The sequence below is a fragment of the Nocardia sp. NBC_01327 genome, assembly GCF_035958815.1.
GTDB lineage: Bacteria > Actinomycetota > Actinomycetes > Mycobacteriales > Mycobacteriaceae > Nocardia.
The window spans coordinates 1,762,393-1,780,438 of the sequence record NZ_CP108383.1; the positions used below are offsets into that span (position 1 = coordinate 1,762,393).

Consider the following 18,046-nt stretch of genomic DNA (forward strand, 5'->3'; position numbering starts at 1 on the left):
AGTTGGCCTGTTCCTAACTGATGTTGGGGTCGAAGGTGAAGATCACGTAGGTGCCGGTGACCATGACAAGAATCATGGACACGACCAGCGCGGCCTTCAGCCAGAAGCGGGTGGAGTCCTTGCGCGCGTAATCGTCGATCACGGTGCGCAGGCCGTTGCCGCCGTGCAGCTGTGCGAGCCACAGCATGGTCAGATCCCAGATCTGCCAGAACGGCGAGGCCCAGCGGCCGGCGACGAACGCGAAGTTCAGCCGGTGCACGCCGCCGTCCAGCATCAGCATGATCGTCATATGGCCGATGACCAGGACGACGAGCAGCAGGCCGGAGGCACGCATGAACAGCCACGCGTACTTCTCGAAGTTATTGCCACCCTGACGCCGCGGGGCGCGGGGCGCGTCCAGGCTGGCGGGGCGGTCGTAGGACTTACCGAGAACAGGTGCGGTCATCTCGAGGCTCAATTCGTCAGCAGGTAGAAGAGCTGGCGGCCGATCCCGGCGCCCGCGACAAGGATCCAGATCGTGAGCACGATCCAGAGCATCTGGCGCTGGTAGCGGGGCCCCTTCGACCAGAAGTCGACCAGGATGACGCGGATGCCGTTGAACGCGTGGAACAGCACGCAGACAACGAGACCCATCTCCATGAGGGCGACAATCGGATTCTTGTACGTCTCGATCGCCTTGTCGTACGTGTCCGGGCTGACGCGCACGAGCGCGGTGTCCAGGACATGGACGAACAGGAAGAAGAAGATCGTCACACCGGTGATGCGGTGGAGCGCCCAGGACCACATACCGGGGTCGCCTCGGTACAGGGTCCGCTTCGGCTTGGCCGGAGCTTCTAGCGTGGTCATAGAGTGCGGTGCCTCCAACGTCGTTGATGGACCCGGTCAGATCCGGCGCGGAGCCATTGGACTGTCGATAACACCAGCTCACAGCCGGAATCGCCGTCCGGTGGCAGTGCTGCAGGCCCGCAGTCGGGAACCTGAACCGATCTGTCGTGAACTCTAATCCCAGCCCGGTATCGGAACTAATTCGGCGTGCCGCTCGTTGGCCGGAAATATCCTGAGTTAGGTTTGCCTTTCCTGATCTCGGGGGTGGTGTCCGAGGGCTTCCGCGTGGCTATTTGCATGGGCATGGAAGGATGGTCTGATATGTCTGATATCGACTGGAATGTCTTGCGAGGCAGCGCATTTGAAGTAATGCGAAATGCCTATGCGCCCTACTCCCGATTCCCCGTCGGAGCCGCCGCCCTCACCGCGGACGGGCGAATTGTGAGCGGCTGCAATGTGGAAAATATCTCATACGGTTTGGGCCTCTGCGCCGAATGTGTACTGGTCGGTAACTTGATTTCGTCCGGTGGCGGGCGTCTGCGCGCGGTCTCCGTCTGCGATTCCCGGGGCGAAATCCTGATGCCGTGCGGTCGCTGCCGGCAACTGCTCTTCGAACACGGGGGAGCGGACGCGCTGATCGACCATCGCGGCGAACCGGTCCCGCTCAGCGCCCTGCTCCCGGACGCCTTCGGACCCGACGACCTCGAGGCCGGACAGCAGTAGCCCGCGAACTCGCGGTCGCCGTGCCAGGGTTGGACCCATGAGTGTGCATTCGGCGGTCTCGGTGATCACTGCGAAGCGCGACGGCGGGGAGCTCAGCGACGCGCAGATCGATTGGGTGGTGGACGCGTTCACCCGGGGTGAGGTGGCGGACGAACAGATGTCGGCCCTGGCCATGGCGATTCTGTGGCGCGGCATGACACGCCGCGAGACCGCCCGCTGGACCGCCGCCATGATCGACTCCGGCAAGCGCCTGGACTTCGGCGATCTGGTGCGGCCCACCGTGGACAAGCACTCCACCGGCGGCGTCGGCGACAAGATCACGCTGCCGCTGTCGCCGCTGGTCGCGGCGTGCGGGGCGGCGGTGCCGCAGCTGTCCGGGCGCGGATTGGGCCATACCGGTGGCACATTGGACAAGCTCGAGTCGATTCCCGGCTGGCAGGCCGATATTTCGGTCGACCGCATGCGCGAGATCCTCGCCGATCCCGCCGTCGGTGCGGTGGTGTGCGCGGCCGGAGCCGACCTCGCCCCCGCCGATAAACGGCTCTACGCGCTGCGTGACGTGACCGGGACGGTCGAATCCATCCCCCTGATCGCAAGTTCCATCATGAGCAAGAAGATCGCCGAGGGGACCGGTGCGCTGGTCCTGGACGTGAAGGTCGGCCGGGGGGCATTCCTGAAGCAACTCGATCAGGCGCGCGAATTGGCCACGGCGATGGTCGAACTCGGCACCGATGCGGGCGTGCGGACCGTGGCGCTGCTCACCGCCATGGACACGCCGCTCGGCCTGACCGCGGGCAATGCCCTCGAGGTCGCCGAATCGCTGGAGGTGCTCGCCGGTGGGGGACCGGCCGACGTCGTCGAGCTCACCCTCACCCTGGCCCGGGAAATGCTGGCCCAGGCCGGAATCGACGCCGATCCGGCCGCGGCCCTGGCCGACGGCCGCGCCATGGACCACTGGCGCGCGATGATCAGCGCCCAGGGCGGCGACCCCGACGCACCGCTGCCCAGGGCGCGTCACACCGAAGTGGTGGCGGCCCCGTCCTCCGGGACCCTCGCTCGCCTCGACGCGCTCGATATCGGCCTTGCCGCGTGGCGCCTGGGCGCGGGCCGTGCGCGGCAGGGTGACAGCGTCCAATTCGGCGCGGGCATCGAAATGCATGCCAAGCCGGGCGATACCGTCACGGCGGGCAGCCCGCTGCTCACCCTGCACACCGATACGCCGGAGGCCTTCCCCGCGGCATTGGACGCGCTGCGCGACGCCTTCACCGTCGGCGCGCCGCCCGCGCCGACTCCCTTGATACTGGGCCGCATCACGGCGTGACTGATCCCGGGCCCGATTCACGGCCTGACCCTGCGTGCGGGCTGAGAATCGAGGAGGGCGGGCGCGCGGGGATCGGCCTAGCCTGGAAATCGTGAAGCACAGAAACTCTTTGCGATTACGAGCATCGGCCGCGGCCTGTCTGAGCGCCCTCGCCCTCGGGGGATTCCTCCCGGCCGTGGCCTCCGCGCACTACGACACCTCCCCGCCGCCGTCGACCAGCAAGGGCGCGCCGCACCCCTATTACGCGAATTGCGATCAGGTGCGGGCGGAGGGCAAGGCGCCGCTGCTGGCCGGACAGCCCGGGTACACGGGGCTGCTGGACCCGAAGGGAACCGGCGTGGCTTGCGGCTACTAGCTCGCCGTGCCCAACGGGTGCTGTGCCGATCAAGTGAAGATCGGGCGAAGTCCAGCAACGTGAGGGCAACGACACGCCTACCAGTAGGTGACACAGGTCAACTGTCATGCCGCAGAACGGGAATGCGGCTACCGTTTCTACATGACTGGACCGACGCCCCTCACTCTCGCTTCGATCCGCCAGGCGCCGAAGGCGGTCCTGCACGATCACCTCGACGGCGGGCTGCGACCGGCCACCGTGCTGGAGCTGGCTCGCGACTGCGGATACGACCAGTTACCGGCTGGTGACGCTGAATCCCTGGGGAATTGGTTCCGGGACGCGGCGGACAGCGGGTCGCTGGAACGCTATCTGGAAACCTTCGCGCATACCGTCGCCGTCATGCAGACGCCCGAGGGCCTGCTGCGGGTGGCGCGTGAATGCGCCGAAGACCTGGCCGCGGACGGAGTCGTCTACGCGGAGGTGCGGTTCGCCCCGGAGCAGCATCTGGAGAACGGCCTCACCCTGGACGAGGTTGTCGAATACACCCTCGCGGGATTCCGGGAGGGCGAGGTGATCGCCGCCGCGGCCGGTACGCCGATTCGGGTGGTCTGCCTGCTCACCGCCATGCGGCATGCGGCGCGCTCCCGTGAAATCGCCGAACTGACAGTGCGATTCCGGGATCTGGGCGTCGGCGGCTTCGATATCGCGGGCGCGGAGGCCGGATACCCTCCCACCCGGCACCTGGATGCGTTCGAGTACATGCGAGCCAATAACGCGCACTTCACGATTCACGCGGGCGAGGCGTTCGGGCTGCCGTCCATCCATGAGGCCCTTGCCTTCTGCGGCTGCGACCGGCTCGGCCACGGCGTGCGCATCACCGATGACATCACCGAGGGTCCGGACGGTCCGGTGCTCGGCCGGGTCGCGAATTACGTGCGGGACTTGCGAATTCCGCTGGAGCTGTGCCCGTCCTCGAATGTGCAGACCGGTGCGGTGCCCTCGCTGGACAAGCATCCCTTCGACCTGCTGGCGCGCCTGCGCTTCCGGGTGACCGTCAATACCGACAACCGGTTGATGAGCGATACCAGTATGAGCAATGAAATGCTCAAGCTGGCAGACACTTTCGGCTACGGCTGGAGCGATCTGGAGCGCTTCACCATCAACGCCATGAAGTCGGCGTTCATCCCGTTCCCCGAACGCCTGCGCATCATCGACGAAGTCATCAAGCCGGGTTACGCGGTCATGCTCGGCTGAAAGATCCTGCTGCTGCCTGGATTTACGCCGACAGCCCGCAACGGAGTCGTTGCGGGCTGCCGGTCGAGGGGTCCCGCCGTATCCGGCGGGGGGACCGTCACTCCTTGGTGAGGCGCGCCTCGAACGCATCCTCGAGGACCCGCCACGATGCCGCCTCCGCCGCGAACGGCGGGTTCGGGGCCATCCGGCCCGGGTCCGGGTTGAGCAGGTAGGAGACGTACCAGCCGAGCGGCGAGGAGACGGCGAGCGCCTTCTCGACGCTGTCCTCCTCGGCGTAATCGGCGGCGTCGGTGAACAATTCGACCGCGAGGTCGAGCTGATCGGTATCGACGGACTTCGGGCCCTGCGCGAGATCGTCGGCCAGGCCGGGCAGCACGTAGATGTTCTCCTCGTCCACCTCGACCTCCAGCGCACCGTCCACCGCGGAGGTCTGGATCTCGCTGTAGGTGCTCACCCGCACCAGATCGTGCTCGTGATCGTCGGCGAGGTAGCGGGCCAGGGCGCGCTCGGACGGGAACACCGAGATGGCGCCGTCCTTGCCGAGGAAGATCGGCTCGTCGTCCACGTAGCAGCGCAGCGTGAACCAGGTGCCCTCACCGGTGATGATCTTGACCGGGTCGATGCCGACCTCGTGCCAGAACGAGAGCTCCTCGTCCTCTTCGTCCTCGTCCTCCGCATCGAGGTCGACGGTCTCGATATCCTCATCGGTGTCCACCACATCCTCGGCGTCCACGATGTTCTCTTCCGCCGCAAGCAGTTCCGCCTCGGCGACGGCGACCGCATCGGCATCGACGTCCGGGATCTCCACCACCGAGTCGATGGCGTCGAGCACGCCGTCCCAGTCCTTGTTGATGGCCGCGCCGATCTGCTCCCACAGCTCCTGGCCCTCGCTGCCGGCGAAGGCGCTGACGCCGCCCGGCAGCGCGCCCAGCACCGGATGCGATCCGAAGAACTTGGTCACGGCGTCGAGCTCGCACACATCGCCGATATTGCGGACCATCTCGAGGGTCTCCTCGAGCTCGGAGATGATCTCCGGATCCGGTTCGTCGGCCGCGAGTTCCGGCACGCCGACGAGATCGAAGACGAACTGCTCCTCCGGCTCCAGTTCGGCCGCCGACAATCCGGCGATGATCTTCCACGCGGGATGATCCACCAGATCGTTTTCGGCATTGGTCCGGATGAACGCGGCCAGCTCCGCTACGGAGTCGAAACCGTAGAGGTCTTCCTCGTGGCCGAGGAATGCCTGCCACTCATCGTCGCCATCTCGCCAGCGCGGCGCCCACAGGGTGACGAGATCGCCTTTGGTCAGTCCGAGCGCGATCGGGACGATGTCTCCAGAAGCCATGACCGGAAGCCTATCTAGTGGTCGCGTCAGGCACTATCCGGGCCGCCCCCAACATTTCCCGGCGCCAGGGACTCGTGCAATCGGGCGAGTGCCCCGGCTCGTTGCGCGCTCGCCTGCGCGGCCGCTTGCTGGCATGCCCACAGCACCAGTTGCGCTACCTCCGCGGGCGGCCGGGCCGTCACCGATTCGGCCAGCCAGAGCCCTGTCAGAGCACCGTCGCCGTCCACTTCCGCGGTCACCGAACGGTCTTCGCTGGTGAATTGCCCGCGCACCCGGCCGAGCTCGTAGAGCGTGGCCTCCAGCGCTTCGAGCCGGTCGGCGACGGCACTCACCAGTGCGTTCATCTGCTCGCTCATGCCTTCCCCAGCCAGCTCGCCGGACCGGTGTCGGCATCGTCGAGCCGGTCGAGTTCGTCGACGGCCGCCTGCCGGGTCGGGAGGCCGAGCCGGTCGAGCAGCTCCTCGGGCATGCCGGTCTCGGCCAGCAGTTCGCGGCGGCGGGATTTGGCGACCAGGGCCGAGCGCTTGCTCAGTCGCAGGATTTCGTCGGCGAGAGCCTGTGCGCCGTAACGGTATTCACCGCGCTCGAAACGGATCTGCACCGGTATTCCCTGATCGGTGGCATGCACGGTGAGGGTGCCGGCGCGATTGCTGCTCGCCGCCACGGTGACCGGGGGGATCTCCGTGGCAGCAGGACTCTGTGGCTGGGTCATACCTGTCTCCTCCCGGGCGGTTCCGGCTCAGGCCGTGGGCCTGTAGAAGCCGAGGAACCGTTCTCCCATGTTCTCCGTCCGAATCGGACCCGTCTGGACGGGATCGCCCGCCTCCACCAATTGACCGTTGCCGATCACCATCGCCACATGCCCGTCCCATACCGCGAGATCGCCGGGCATCAAGTCCCCTGGACCGACCTGCGGATGCCCGTACCCCTGCTCCTGTGCCAAACGCGGCAGCGAAACCCCCGCCTGCGCGTACGCCCACTGCGTCAATCCGCTGCAATCGAGACCGACACCCGGTGTGGTGCCGCCCCAGACGTACGGCGTGCCGACCGCGCTGAGGGCATTGCGCACCGCATCGGCGGCCTGCTGGTTCGGGGCTTCCACGGTACTGCCGTCGGGCAGCGTGAGCTTCACCCCGGTCCCGGCGGGCCGGGTGCCCGGCGTGGTCCGGTGGGTTCTGGTGGTGGTGTGCGGCGACGAATCACCGACCGACGCCGCGATCGTGGACAGACCGCTGCCGGCCAGTGCGGCCCCGGACTCGAGCACCTTCCCGCCGGAGGCGGCATAGCCCGAACCGGCCTGCTGCGCCCCGCCCGATCCGGGATCGACGGCCGCCGCGACGACCGCGGGCGCCTCGCCGTGCGTGACGGGTCCGGCGGGCGGGGTCACCGCAGCCGCGGCGGGCGCCGGAACCGGTGGCGGCGCGGCCAATTCGCCCATGGTCGCGGTCTCGGATTCGAGCTCCGCCCGCACCCGCTCGACCACATGCAGCGCTCGCCCCAGATGATCCAGCGCCGATCTGACGATGAGCGCCGCGGCCGGCCCGGCTCCCGCCGCCCCCAGCCGCTCGGCCGAATCCAGAAACGACCGCAGCACCTTCGCCAGTTCCCGCTGTCCGGCCGCTATCGCACCGCCCGCCCGATCCAGCACCTCCGCCATCGACTGCCCGTGATCGGAGACCGTGGCCGCACTCGTCTGCACCCGCAGCGCCTTGTCCATGGCCGCATCCCCACCCCGCCCGCGCCACGAGTCGTACATCCCGTCGACCCCCGAACGCCCTGCGGAGTGCACCCCGTCCACAACCCCCGAAGTCTCCCGAAGCGCCTCGACCGCACCCCCGGCGTCCCCACTGCCAAAACTGGCCAGCAGCTCCACAATCGGCCGCGCCAGCTCCGCCACATCCACCTCGCCGCTCATGCGTCCACCACCGGACGCGCGGCACGGATCTGCCATGACGGTTTCCCGCCTGAGGTGCGCCGGCGGCGGGCCCGCGCATCGAATGCCGCGCGGTCGCGACTCCCTTCCGCCCGGATCGGCCCGCGCCGGGTGCGGCCTGCTGGCAAGCCATGGTGGTGCGGGATACCGCGCGCCACTTCGAATGCCGCCGTCATGCGCTGAGCTCCGGGGCGTTGGCGTACCGGGTATCGGTGCCGACGTAGGTGGTTGCGGCGGCGGTGGTTGCGGCGCCGAGGGTGGTCAGGACGGCCGCGAGGGAGCCCAGGGTGGTGAGGTGGCCGGTATGGGCGGCTCGGTAGGCGGTGAGGAAATCGCCGCCGATGAGACCGAAGGCGGGGGTGAGTAGGAGGGGGTCGGCGGCGGTGGCGCGCGCCGTGGCCGCGGTGAGGGCGGCGGCCATGGCGGCGGCCGTGCTCGCATAGGTGGTGAGGCCTTCGGGATCGATCGAGATCCGGTGCATGGATGCCCCCGTCGTGCCGGTCGCTGGCTGATTACGTCCTGCATGAGATTGGACGCACGCTGCGCGGCGGCGGTTCCGGGCCGAGGGGAATCTGCCGGGCTCGAACCGCGAATCAGCCGTACTGACCTATCGTTTTCCTATGCGCACTGACATCGTGGACCACCCGCTCGCTGCGGCATTGCTCACCACCATGCGCGATGCGCGCACCACCAACCCCACCTTCCGGGCCGCGCTGCGCGATCTGACCGGACTGCTGGTCTACGAGGCCATGCGCGACGCACCCGTCACCAGGTTCCCCATCGCCACCCCGGTCGCGGCCGCCGAGGGCACCTGCCTCGCCGCCCCGCCGCTGCTGGTCCCGGTCCTGCGCGCCGGCCTCGGCATGGTGGAGACCGCGGAGAACCTGATCCCCGATGCCCGCATCGGTTTTGTCGGTGTGGCCCGCGACGAGACCACCCACCAGCCGACCCCGTACATGGAGTCGCTGCCCGAGGATCTCGCGGACACCCCCGTCATCGTCCTGGACCCCATGCTCGCCACCGGCGGCTCGATGGTGTTCACCCTGGACCTGCTGGCCACCCGTAATGCCCGCGACATCACCGTCATCTGCGTGGTCGCCGCCCCCGAAGGCATTGCCGCCCTGGAGAAGTCGGGGCATCCGATACGCCTGGTCACCGCGTCCATCGACCGGGGGCTCAATTCCGACGCCTATATCGTCCCGGGTCTGGGCGATGCCGGGGACCGCCAATTCGGCCCCCGCTGAACGGAATTCGCCGCCGGACCCGAACGGGTCAGAAGCCGAACGAACCCGTGCCGGTCTGCGGGCCGGTGGCCGGGCCCCGGCCGCCGTCGATGGCCCAGGTGCCGCAGTGCGAGGTCGCGAAGGTGGTGTCCTGGGACGTGATTCGCACGGTCTGGTTGCCATTGCCGCCGTCACCGCGTTCGATGATGTCGCCGTCGGCGCCGAGCCGGACCCACTGGCAATCCGGGGCGGGATTGTGCGTGGTGTAGTAGCCCGCCGAAATATCGGTGTTCACCGTGTAGGGGCCGTCGTGATCCATGACGGAACCCGCTGCGGAAGCGGTTCCGGCAGTGCCCAGTACGGCCGCAGCGGCGACGCCGAATCCGGTGAGCCACAGGGAATTACGCATATGCGGACAATCCTTTCGTTCAGAGCTTTTCGCAGAAGGCCCGGATCTCGGAGAGCTGTTGCGCGGCGGCTGCTTTCGCGCGTGGCACATCGGCGTCCGTGGACACCGGGTGGACGACCTCCACGTAGCACTTGAGTTTCGGCTCGGTGCCGGACGGCCGGATCACCACGCGTAGTGAATCGCCCTCGAAAACCAGTGCGTCGGTGCGCATCTGCCCGCGCAGTTGCGACATATCGGTGCAGGTCACCGCTTCTCCGGCAATCTCGGCCGGTGGATTCTCGCGCAGTCGCTCCACCACGGCGGCCGCCTCCACCGCATCGGCGAGCCGCAGCGATACCTGATCGCCCGCGTGCACCCCGAATTCGAGGGCGTACTCGTCGAGTACCTCATCGACGGTGCGCCCGGCCGCCTTCAGCTGGGCGATGAGATCGGCGGCCAGCACGGCCGCGGAGATCCCGTCCTTGTCCCGCACGGCGACCGGATCCACACAGTGCCCGATGGCCTCCTCGTACGCGTACACGAGCCCGTCACCCGCGCGCGCCAGCCATTTGAAGCCGGTGAGGGTTTCGGCGTACCGCGCTCCCCGAGCCGCAGCCACCTTGCTCAACAGTCGCGACGACACGATCGTGGTGGCCACCAGCGACTCCGGCGCGGCCGTCCGCAGGACGAAATCGCCCAGCAGCACCCCGGTTTCATCACCGCGCAGCATGCGCCACCCCTTCGGCCCGCGCACCCCCACCGCACATCGATCCGCATCCGGATCCAGCGCGATGGCGATATCGGCCTCGAGCCGTTCGGCCAGCGACAGCAGCAGATCCGAAGCCCCCGGCTCCTCCGGATTCGGGAACGCCACCGTCGGAAAATCCGGATTCGGCGTGAACTGCTCCGCCACCACCAGCACCTCACCGAACCCCGCCGCCCGCAGCGCCGCAACCGCCGGTTCCCCACCCACCCCGTGCATGGCCGTCAGCACCACTCGAATATCAGCCCGCTGCACCGGAGCTCGCCCACCCGCCGCGACTTCGCCGGGTTGCGCCGCATCGCTCAGCGCAGTGGACGAGACCGGCGCTTCGCTCGGCCGGGAACTCGGCTCGGCGGCAGCGGACAGATGTGGTGCGTTGTCTGGCCGGGAGCTCGGCCCGCCGATGAGGTTCGGCAGGGTGGCGACGCGGGCCAGGTAGCGGCGGAGGATTTCCTCGCCCATGTCCTGGACGGTGGCGTCGGCGGGGAGGTCGAGGATTGCCGGATCCGGTGCGGTGGCGGTGGGATCGGAGCCGGGGATACGGCCCTGGACCGCGTCGATGCACTTCTCGATCTCGGCGTCGGCGGGCGGTACCAGCTGGGAGCCGCCGTCGAGGTAGAGCTTGTAGCCGTTATCGGTGGCCGGATTGTGTGAGGCGGTGATCTGCACACCCGCGACCGCGCCCAGGGCGCGCACCGCATAGGCGACGATGGGGGTCGGCAGCGGCCGGTGCAGTTCCAGCACCGAGAAGCCCGCCGCCGCAAACACTTCCGCGGTCGCACGCGCGAATTCGGCGGAGCCGTGCCGGGCGTCGCGGCCGACGATGACCAATCCGCCACCGAGACAGCGATTCCGGAGCCAGTCGGCAATGCCCGCACTGGCCCGCGTGACGGTGTCCACGTTCATGCCGTCCGGACCGTCCTGCAGCGGCCCGCGTAATCCGGCCGTCCCGAAGCGCAGCATGCCATCTCCTCAAAGCGTGTCGGCCACGACGATCCGGGCCCGGTACTCCGAGCCTCTCGTCGTCACCGCAGCGTAGGCCGTGCGGGGGATCGTTCAGAGTGGTTCGCGAACTCCGTTCGGGGCGTTCGCGAACTCCGTTCAGAGGCGTTCGAGAACTCCGCGCAGGAGTTTGCCCAATCGCGGTGCGGCGGCATGCCCTTCGGCCAGCACCTCGGCGTGCGAGAGGTGCCCGCCGGTGACGCCGGCGGCCAGATTGGTGACCAGTGAGATGCCCAGCACCCGCACTCCGGCGGCGCGGCAGGCGATGGCCTCCAGCACCGTGGACATACCCACCAGATCCGCGCCGATGGTGCGCAGCATGCGGATTTCGGCGGGGGTCTCGTACTGCGGTCCGGTCAGGCCCGCGTACACGCCCTCGGTCAGGCTGGGGTCGATATCGCGTGCCAGCGCCCGCAATTCGGGATCCCAGGCGTCGACCAGATCGACGAAGTTGGCACCCGTGACAGGGGTCTGCCCGGTGAGATTGATGTGGTCGCTGATCAGTACGGGCTCGCCGACGGAGAGCCCGTCCCGAATCCCGCCCGCGGCATTGGTGAGCAGCACGGTCTGCGCGCCCGCGGCAATGGCGGTGCGCACATTGTGCACAACCTGCGAGGGCGCATAACCCTCGTACAGGTGCTGGCGTCCCATGAGCAGCAGCACCGGCGCGTCATTGACGAGTACGGAGTGGATGGTGCCCTGGTGCCCCTGGGCGGTGGGCGATCCGAAGCCCGGAACCTCGCCCATGGGGACGGAGGTGGCGGGCTCACCGATTTCGGCGGCGGCTTCCTGCCATCCGGATCCGAGCACCACCGCGACCCGGTGACTCTGCACTCCCGTACGTTCGGCTATCGCCTCCGCGGCGGCCTGTTCGGCTAGCATGTCGCCCACCCTAGTCGCAGGCGATCATCGGTGCGATGGCACGGCGTGGACCTGCCGGTTTCGCACCTTTTCCAGGTTTCGCAAACCTCGCGAAACATTGGCTACCCGCGAGTAGGTGTGCGTCCGCGTCCCCGCTAATCTGCACTCATGCCGTATTTGAAGCGTGATGGGGATGTGTTCGTCCTGTACCTCGGTGCCGAGGGCCAGAACATCGACAGCGAGAACCGCTTCCATCCCGATCTGATCACCGAGCTCCACGCGCTGCTCGACGAGGTCGAGGCCTCCGAGGGCCCGGCCGCGCTGGTCGTCACGGCCAACGGCAAGTTCTTCAGCAACGGCCTCGATACCGATTGGCTGTTCGGCAATTTCGACAAGAACTGCTGGTACCTGGACCGCGTGCACTCGCTGTACACCCGCCTGCTCGCCTTCCCGATGCCGACCGTGGCCGCGGTGAACGGGCACGCCTTCGGCGCGGGCGCCATGCTGGCCACCTCCTGCGATTTCCGCATCATGCGCGCCGACCGCGGTTACTGGTGCCTGCCCGAGGTGCATCTGGGCATGCCGTTCACGGTCGCCATGAATGCGCTGGTCACCGGTCGCCTCACCAATCAGGTGGCGGTCGAGGCCATGACCACCGGTCGCCGCTACGGCGCCGACGACGCCCTCGCCGCCCACATCGTGGACGGTAAGGCCGACGCGGAGTCGCTGCTCGCCACCGCGGTCGCACAGGCCGACGCGCTCAAGGGCAACCGCAAGCCCAACCTCCCGGTCATCAAGCGCGCCCTGCACCAGCACATCCTGGCGGGCCTCGCGGTCGAGACCACCCCGGAGAACCTGGCTTTCAACCCAGCCTGAGGCCGGGCGAAATGCCGACGGGTTGCTCGGAACGTGACAACTGATCTCGTTCGGTCCGGTAACTCGTCGGGTACGTCCAAAATCGGTGCCGTCCCTGACCGCAGGCACGCGTGCACGGCGGCCAACGGCTCCAAAGCCGTGCGCCGAAGTTACGGGGAGGCGGGACAGTGTAAGACTGTGTCTTATGCCACCATCGCGCAGCGGCGATGACCGGAAAATTTGCACACCCAGTGAACGGCACTCAGCGTCTGTGCCGGCGTTGAATGCTGCCTCGTCCAATTCTGCTGTCGCGCCTGTGAATACGGCCGAAGCGAGCGCCTCCGATGCGGCCATCGCCGAGGCCCGCGCGGAATTGATCGCGCTCTCGCACTCGATTCACGCCGAGCCGGAACTCGCCTTCGAGGAATTCCGCAGCGTAGCCAAGACCATCGAGCCCCTGCGCGAACGCGGCTTCCGCATCGAAACCGGTGTGGCGGATCTGAAGACCGCGTTCTCCGCCGAATTCGGCACCGGCGATCTGGTGGTCGCGATCTGCGCCGAATACGACGCGTTGCCAGAAATCGGACATGCCTGCGGGCACAACATCATTGCCGCCTCCGCGGTCGGCACGGCGCTCGGGCTGGCCGCGGTCGCGGATGCCTGCGGTATCACCGTGAAGCTGCTCGGCACGCCCGCCGAGGAGAGCGGCGGCGGCAAGGTGCTCATGCTCGAGCGCGGCGTCTTCGACGATGTGGCCATGGCGCTCATGGTGCATCCGGGTCCGGAGGACATCGCCGGGGCGCATTCGCTGGCGCTGGCCGATCTGTCGGTGACCTATCGCGGCCGCGAATCGCATGCCAGCGCCGCGCCGCAGCACGGCCGGAATGCCGGGGACGCGGTCACTATCGCGCAGGTTGCCCTCGGTTTGCTCCGTCAACATCTCAGCCCCGGGCAGCAGCTGCACGGTATAGTCGCGTCCGGTGGCGTAGCCCCCAATATCGTGCCAGGCCATGCGGAACTGCTGTATTACCTACGGGCAGTCGACTCCGCGAGCCTCGATGATCTGATGCAACGCGCATCGGCCTGTTTCGAGGCGGGCGCCCTCGCGACCGGATGCACCCATGACATCCGGAAGCTCGCGCCGACATATACCGAGCTCACGCCCGACAGCGCACTACTGTGTGCCTATCGCGAGCAGATCCGCGATCTCGGACGCGAGCCCATTGCCCCGGAACTCGAGGCCGCGCGGCCGCTTGGTAGTACGGATATGGGCAATGTCACCAATGTGATTCCCGGCATTCACCCGGTCATCGGCATCGACGCCGGGGGAGCGGTGACCCACCAGCCGGCGTTCGCGGCAGCCGCGGTGAACGCCTCCGCTGATCGAGCTGTCATCGACGGGGCAACGGCTCTGGCCCGCACCGCGATACAGATCGCAGGGGACGAATTTCATAGGGACAGGTTGTCGGAACGAGTCATGCAACGGCAGTTTCTTCGACAGGAGGACATTCGGTGAGCACAACCGGCCGGTCCACGGTGCGAGCATCGGGCCCCGAGGCGGCAGCTTGCGTAACCACGCAGGTCCACGCGAGTACCGTGGTGGATTCGGCGCGAGCCACGCTGGACACCGCCAGGGCTACGGGACCGTTAGCGGCCTGTAAGCCGCAAGGGGTTGCGAGCGTCGTGACGGGCAGCGCGGTGGGGGTCGATATGGGCTTTGAAATGGGCACGGTGAGTGTTGAAATGGCTGAAATTCCCGAGGGTGAGATCAGTAGTCGCGATGTCGTGGACGCGTGGCTCGCCGAGCACGCGGACGACCTGATTTCCTGGCGCCGGCACATCCACGCCAACCCGGAGCTGTCCCGTGCCGAGTACGGCACCACCGAATTCATCGAATCCTGGCTGGTCAAGGCCGGTCTGGAGCCGCGCAAGCTACCGAACGGCACCGGCCTGATCTGCGATATCGGCCCGGACACCCCGCGTATCGGCCTGCGCGCCGATATGGACGCGCTGCCGCTGCAGGAGTACACCGGTCTGCCGTTCGCCTCGAATGTGCCGGGCGTCTCGCATGCCTGCGGCCACGATGCGCACACCACGATCCTGCTGGGTACCGCCCTGGCGCTGGCCGAGGTTCCGAACCTTCCGGTCGGTGTGCGGCTGGTGTTCCAGCCCGCCGAGGAGGTCATGCCCGGCGGCGCCATCGATATGGTCGCCGCGGGTGCGATGGAAGACGTCTCGCGCATGTTCGCGGTGCACTGCGATCCCCGGCTCGAGGTCGGCCGGGTCGGTATCCGGGTCGGCGCCATCACCTCGGCCGCGGACACGGTCGAACTGGTCCTGGATTCGCCCGGCGGCCACACCTCGCGCCCGCATCTCACCAGCGATCTGGTCTACGCCATCGGTACCGTCATCACCGGTCTGCCAGGTCTGCTGAGCCGTCGTATCGATCCGCGCACCAGCACCGTCATGGTGTGGGGTGCGGTGTCGGCGGGCAAGGCGCCCAACGCTATTCCGCAGACCGGCATGCTCACCGGCACCGTCCGCACCGGCGATCACGCCACCTGGTCGCTGCTCGAGCCCATGGTGCGCGAGATCGTCGAGGGCCTGCTCGCCCCGACCGGCGTGCGCTGGCAGCTCAACTACAAGCGCGGCGTGCCGCCGGTCGTGAACGACGAACTGGCCGTGCGCATGTTCGAGGACGCCATTCGCGAGGTCGGTCCCGATGCTCTCGCCGACACCCAGCAGTCCGGCGGCGGCGAGGACTTCTCCTGGTACCTGGAGGAGGTGCCGGGGGCCATGGCCCGCCTCGGCGTGTGGTCCGGTCAGGGCGAACAGCTCGACCTGCACCAGCCGACCTTCGATATCGACGAGCGCGCTCTGGCCGTGGGCGTGCGCGTCATGACGAATATCGTGCTGAACGCGTACTGAGTTCGCGCACAAGCGAAAAACTCCGGGCCGCACCTGTCAGGGTGCGGCCCGAAGTAGTTCGAAGAGGAGAAAGAGGAATTAGGGCCCGAAGGTGCCGGGGCCGACGTTCTTGCTGTTACGGGTGCGCAGGGCGTGCACGTATTCGCCGGGGGCACCGGCTTTTTCGGCGCCTTCGGCGATCACTCCGAGATAGCGGGCCGAGGGTAGGCCGCCCTCGTAGGCGTCCAGGACGTACAGCCAGGCGAGTACCGGCTGCGTGGCGTTGCCCTGACTGGGCGTGACGCGGAGCCGGATCTTCTTGTGGATGCCGAAGTCCGAGCCCTCCCAGCGGTCCAGGCTCGCCTCGTCCTCTCCCGGGACGTCGTAGAGGACGACGAAAACCCGCGATCCGGGCTCCTCGACCACAGTCGCGAGCGGTCCCTCCCAGCCGATGTCGTCCCCGGCGAAGGTCAGGCGCCAACCCTCCAGCCAGCCGGTTCCGGACACAGGGGAGTGCGGACAGCGCTTGAGCATCTGCTCGGGATCCATGTTGGACCCGTAGGCGGCGTAAATCGGCACTGTGAGAGCGTATCGAACAATCCCCGGCTACCTCCCCCGATCCCGATCCTCAGCGGTTCGCAAGTAACCCGGCCGGTCGCTCCGGACCAGCTCCAACCGCATTCCGGAGGGTCGCCAAGTGTGACGAAACTGTCTCCAGATGCGGTTCCAACTGCGCGGACCTGAGCCGATAACGTTGTGGTGCGGCATCGGAGATCCCGATTGCCCAGCCAGAAGCGAGGGAACAATGACCCGCATTGCGATCATCGGCGGCGGCCCCGCCGGTTACGAAGCGGCATTGGTCGCCGCGCAGCACGGGGCGCCGGTCACGCTGATCGACAGTGACGGCATCGGCGGAGCCTGTGTGCTCTGGGACTGTGTGCCTTCGAAGACCTTCATCGCCTCCACCGGCGTGCGCACCGATCTGCGCCGCGCCCGCGACCTCGGCATCACCGTGCATCCCTCGCAGGCGCAGGTGCGTCTGGCAGAGGTGAATTCGCGCGTGAAGGCGCTCGCGCAGGCGCAGTCCTCCGATATCAAGGTGAAGCTGCAGACCGCCGGCGTGACCGTGCTGGCCGGACACGGCGAGCTCATGGACCAGGCGCCCGGGCTGGCGACCCACCTGGTGAAGGCGACCCTCGACGATGGCCGCCAGCACCTGCTCGAGGCCGAGGTGGTGCTGATTGCCACCGGCGCCAGTCCGCGCGTCCTGGCGGGCGCTGAGCCGGACGGCGAGCGCATCCTGAACTGGCGCCAGCTCTACGACCTCAAGGAGCTGCCCGAAACGCTCGTGGTGGTCGGTTCCGGTGTCACCGGCGCCGAATTCGTCTCCGCCTATACCGAAATGGGCGTGAAGGTGAAGCTGGTCTCCAGCCGCGACCGCGTGCTGCCCGGCGAGGACGCCGATGCCGCCCTGGTGCTGGAGGACGCGCTCGCCGAACGCGGTGTGGAACTGGTCAAGCACGCGCGTGCCGATGCGGTCGAGCGCACCGCCGACGGCATTGTGGTGAAGCTGTCCGACGGCCGCACGGTGACCGGCTCGCATGCGCTCATGACGGTCGGCTCGGTGCCCAATACCCAGAATCTCGGCCTGGCTCGCCTGGGCATCGAACTGGACAAGGGCGGATACCTGCGCGTGGACCGGGTTTCGCGCACCACCGCCACCGGTGTGTACGCGGCCGGCGACTGCACCGGACTGCTGCCGCTGGCCTCTGTGGCCGCCATGCAGGGCCGAATCGCCATGTACCACGCACTCGGTGAGGGTGTGCAGCCCATTCGCCTGAAAACCGTTGCCTCCGCTGTGTTCACGCGTCCGGAGATCGCCACCGTCGGTGTGAGCCAGACCGCCATCGACAATGGCGAGGTTCCGGCGCGCACGGTCATGTTGCCGCTCAACACCAATCCGCGCGCCAAGATGTCGGGGCTGCGCCGGGGTTTCGTGAAGATCTTCTGCCGTCCGGCCACGGGTGTGGTCATCGGCGGAGTCGTGGTGGCGCCCATCGCTTCCGAGCTCATCCTGCCAATCGCCCTTGCGGTGCAGAACAATCTGACCGTCAACGATCTCGCGCAGACCTTCTCGGTCTATCCTTCGCTGACCGGTTCCGTCACCGAGGCCGCGCGTCAGCTCATGCGGCACGACGATCTCGACTGACGGATGAACTTCCGGTGCTGGGAGGGCTTCGTCTTGCCCCGCTTACGCCGGTGTGATTCACTTCGCGACGGGAAGCGATCGGCAGGGCGATCGCGAGAATGTC

Annotated in this window: 20 protein-coding genes; 9 read left to right on the plus strand and 11 right to left on the minus strand. The window is 67.7% G+C overall.

Annotated features, from left to right (window positions below; translation table 11 throughout):
* Nucleotides 1-13: 13 nt before the first annotated feature.
* Entirely contained in the window at nt 14-445 is a 432-nt protein-coding gene (locus OG326_RS07555) for a succinate dehydrogenase hydrophobic membrane anchor subunit (protein WP_297614633.1), read from the minus strand.
* An 8-nt stretch (nt 446-453) separates the two neighbouring features.
* On the minus strand, nt 454-846 hold the full coding sequence (sdhC, locus tag OG326_RS07560) for a succinate dehydrogenase, cytochrome b556 subunit (RefSeq protein ID WP_327143888.1): 393 nt from the start codon (nt 844-846) through the stop codon (nt 454-456).
* Between the two features lie 300 nt (nt 847-1,146).
* Here sdhC and OG326_RS07565 point away from each other — a divergent pair, with 300 nt between their 5' ends.
* From OG326_RS07565 to OG326_RS07580, 4 genes are all read left to right on the plus strand, one after another.
* Nucleotides 1,147-1,548 carry a cytidine deaminase gene (locus OG326_RS07565; RefSeq protein ID WP_327146404.1) on the plus strand — a complete coding sequence of 134 codons (402 nt, stop codon included), beginning with the start codon at nt 1,147-1,149 and terminating at the stop codon, nt 1,546-1,548.
* 43 nt (nt 1,549-1,591) lie between these two features.
* The gene (locus OG326_RS07570; RefSeq protein ID WP_327146405.1) at nt 1,592-2,869 is read left to right on the plus strand and encodes a thymidine phosphorylase; all 1,278 of its coding nucleotides are present in this window, start codon (nt 1,592-1,594) and stop codon (nt 2,867-2,869) included.
* A gap of 91 nt (nt 2,870-2,960) precedes the next feature.
* Nucleotides 2,961-3,224 carry an excalibur calcium-binding domain-containing protein gene (locus tag OG326_RS07575; RefSeq protein ID WP_327143889.1) on the plus strand — a complete coding sequence of 88 codons (264 nt, stop codon included), beginning with the start codon at nt 2,961-2,963 and terminating at the stop codon, nt 3,222-3,224.
* Between the two features lie 141 nt (nt 3,225-3,365).
* Nucleotides 3,366-4,457, plus strand: a complete 1,092-nt coding sequence (locus OG326_RS07580) for an adenosine deaminase (protein ID WP_327143890.1) — start codon at nt 3,366-3,368, stop codon at nt 4,455-4,457.
* A gap of 97 nt (nt 4,458-4,554) precedes the next feature.
* Here OG326_RS07580 and OG326_RS07585 read toward each other — a convergent pair whose 3' ends face one another.
* The 5 genes from OG326_RS07585 to OG326_RS07605 all read right to left on the minus strand — a co-directional run bounded on the left by OG326_RS07585 (nt 4,555) and on the right by OG326_RS07605 (nt 8,216).
* Entirely contained in the window at nt 4,555-5,802 is a 1,248-nt protein-coding gene (locus OG326_RS07585) for a primosomal protein (protein WP_327143891.1), read from the minus strand.
* 26 nt (nt 5,803-5,828) lie between these two features.
* On the minus strand, nt 5,829-6,158 hold the full coding sequence (locus tag OG326_RS07590) for a YbaB/EbfC family nucleoid-associated protein (RefSeq protein ID WP_327143892.1): 330 nt from the start codon (nt 6,156-6,158) through the stop codon (nt 5,829-5,831).
* Nucleotides 6,155-6,514, minus strand: a complete 360-nt coding sequence (locus OG326_RS07595) for a hypothetical protein (RefSeq protein ID WP_327143893.1) — start codon at nt 6,512-6,514, stop codon at nt 6,155-6,157. The genes OG326_RS07590 and OG326_RS07595 overlap by 4 nt, the downstream gene beginning before the upstream one ends.
* 27 nt (nt 6,515-6,541) lie before the next feature.
* The gene (locus tag OG326_RS07600) at nt 6,542-7,717 is read right to left on the minus strand and encodes a C40 family peptidase (RefSeq protein ID WP_327143894.1); all 1,176 of its coding nucleotides are present in this window, start codon (nt 7,715-7,717) and stop codon (nt 6,542-6,544) included.
* A gap of 190 nt (nt 7,718-7,907) precedes the next feature.
* Entirely contained in the window at nt 7,908-8,216 is a 309-nt protein-coding gene (locus tag OG326_RS07605; protein ID WP_327143895.1) for a type VII secretion target, read from the minus strand.
* 139 nt (nt 8,217-8,355) lie between these two features.
* On the opposite strand from OG326_RS07605, the gene upp reads away from it, so the two are divergent.
* Nucleotides 8,356-8,979 carry a uracil phosphoribosyltransferase gene (gene upp / locus OG326_RS07610; RefSeq protein ID WP_327143896.1) on the plus strand — a complete coding sequence of 208 codons (624 nt, stop codon included), beginning with the start codon at nt 8,356-8,358 and terminating at the stop codon, nt 8,977-8,979.
* A gap of 28 nt (nt 8,980-9,007) precedes the next feature.
* Here upp and OG326_RS07615 read toward each other — a convergent pair whose 3' ends face one another.
* The 3 genes from OG326_RS07615 to OG326_RS07625 form a co-directional block, all read right to left on the minus strand.
* Nucleotides 9,008-9,367, minus strand: coding sequence for a hypothetical protein (locus tag OG326_RS07615; RefSeq protein ID WP_327143897.1), 360 nt, complete (start codon nt 9,365-9,367; stop codon nt 9,008-9,010).
* A gap of 19 nt (nt 9,368-9,386) precedes the next feature.
* The gene (locus OG326_RS07620) at nt 9,387-11,072 is read right to left on the minus strand and encodes a phospho-sugar mutase (RefSeq protein ID WP_327143898.1); all 1,686 of its coding nucleotides are present in this window, start codon (nt 11,070-11,072) and stop codon (nt 9,387-9,389) included.
* A 138-nt stretch (nt 11,073-11,210) separates the two neighbouring features.
* Nucleotides 11,211-11,993, minus strand: coding sequence for a purine-nucleoside phosphorylase (locus OG326_RS07625; protein ID WP_327143899.1), 783 nt, complete (start codon nt 11,991-11,993; stop codon nt 11,211-11,213).
* Between the two features lie 147 nt (nt 11,994-12,140).
* Here OG326_RS07625 and OG326_RS07630 point away from each other — a divergent pair, with 147 nt between their 5' ends.
* The 3 genes from OG326_RS07630 (at nt 12,141) to OG326_RS07640 (ending at nt 15,755) form a co-directional block, all read left to right on the plus strand.
* Nucleotides 12,141-12,848, plus strand: a complete 708-nt coding sequence (locus OG326_RS07630; protein WP_327143900.1) for an enoyl-CoA hydratase/isomerase family protein — start codon at nt 12,141-12,143, stop codon at nt 12,846-12,848.
* A 295-nt stretch (nt 12,849-13,143) separates the two neighbouring features.
* Complete coding sequence (locus tag OG326_RS07635; protein ID WP_327143901.1) at nt 13,144-14,343, plus strand: M20 family metallopeptidase; 1,200 nt, start codon at nt 13,144-13,146, stop codon at nt 14,341-14,343.
* A 227-nt stretch (nt 14,344-14,570) separates the two neighbouring features.
* Nucleotides 14,571-15,755, plus strand: coding sequence for a M20 family metallopeptidase (locus tag OG326_RS07640; RefSeq protein WP_327143902.1), 1,185 nt, complete (start codon nt 14,571-14,573; stop codon nt 15,753-15,755).
* Between the two features lie 78 nt (nt 15,756-15,833).
* Here OG326_RS07640 and OG326_RS07645 read toward each other — a convergent pair whose 3' ends face one another.
* Nucleotides 15,834-16,313 carry a gamma-glutamylcyclotransferase gene (locus OG326_RS07645; protein WP_297614602.1) on the minus strand — a complete coding sequence of 160 codons (480 nt, stop codon included), beginning with the start codon at nt 16,311-16,313 and terminating at the stop codon, nt 15,834-15,836.
* 226 nt (nt 16,314-16,539) lie between these two features.
* On the opposite strand from OG326_RS07645, the gene OG326_RS07650 reads away from it, so the two are divergent.
* A complete protein-coding gene (locus OG326_RS07650; protein WP_327143903.1) occupies nt 16,540-17,943 on the plus strand; it encodes an NAD(P)H-quinone dehydrogenase in 1,404 nt (467 codons plus the stop codon).
* Nucleotides 17,944-18,046: the final 103 nt, after the last annotated feature.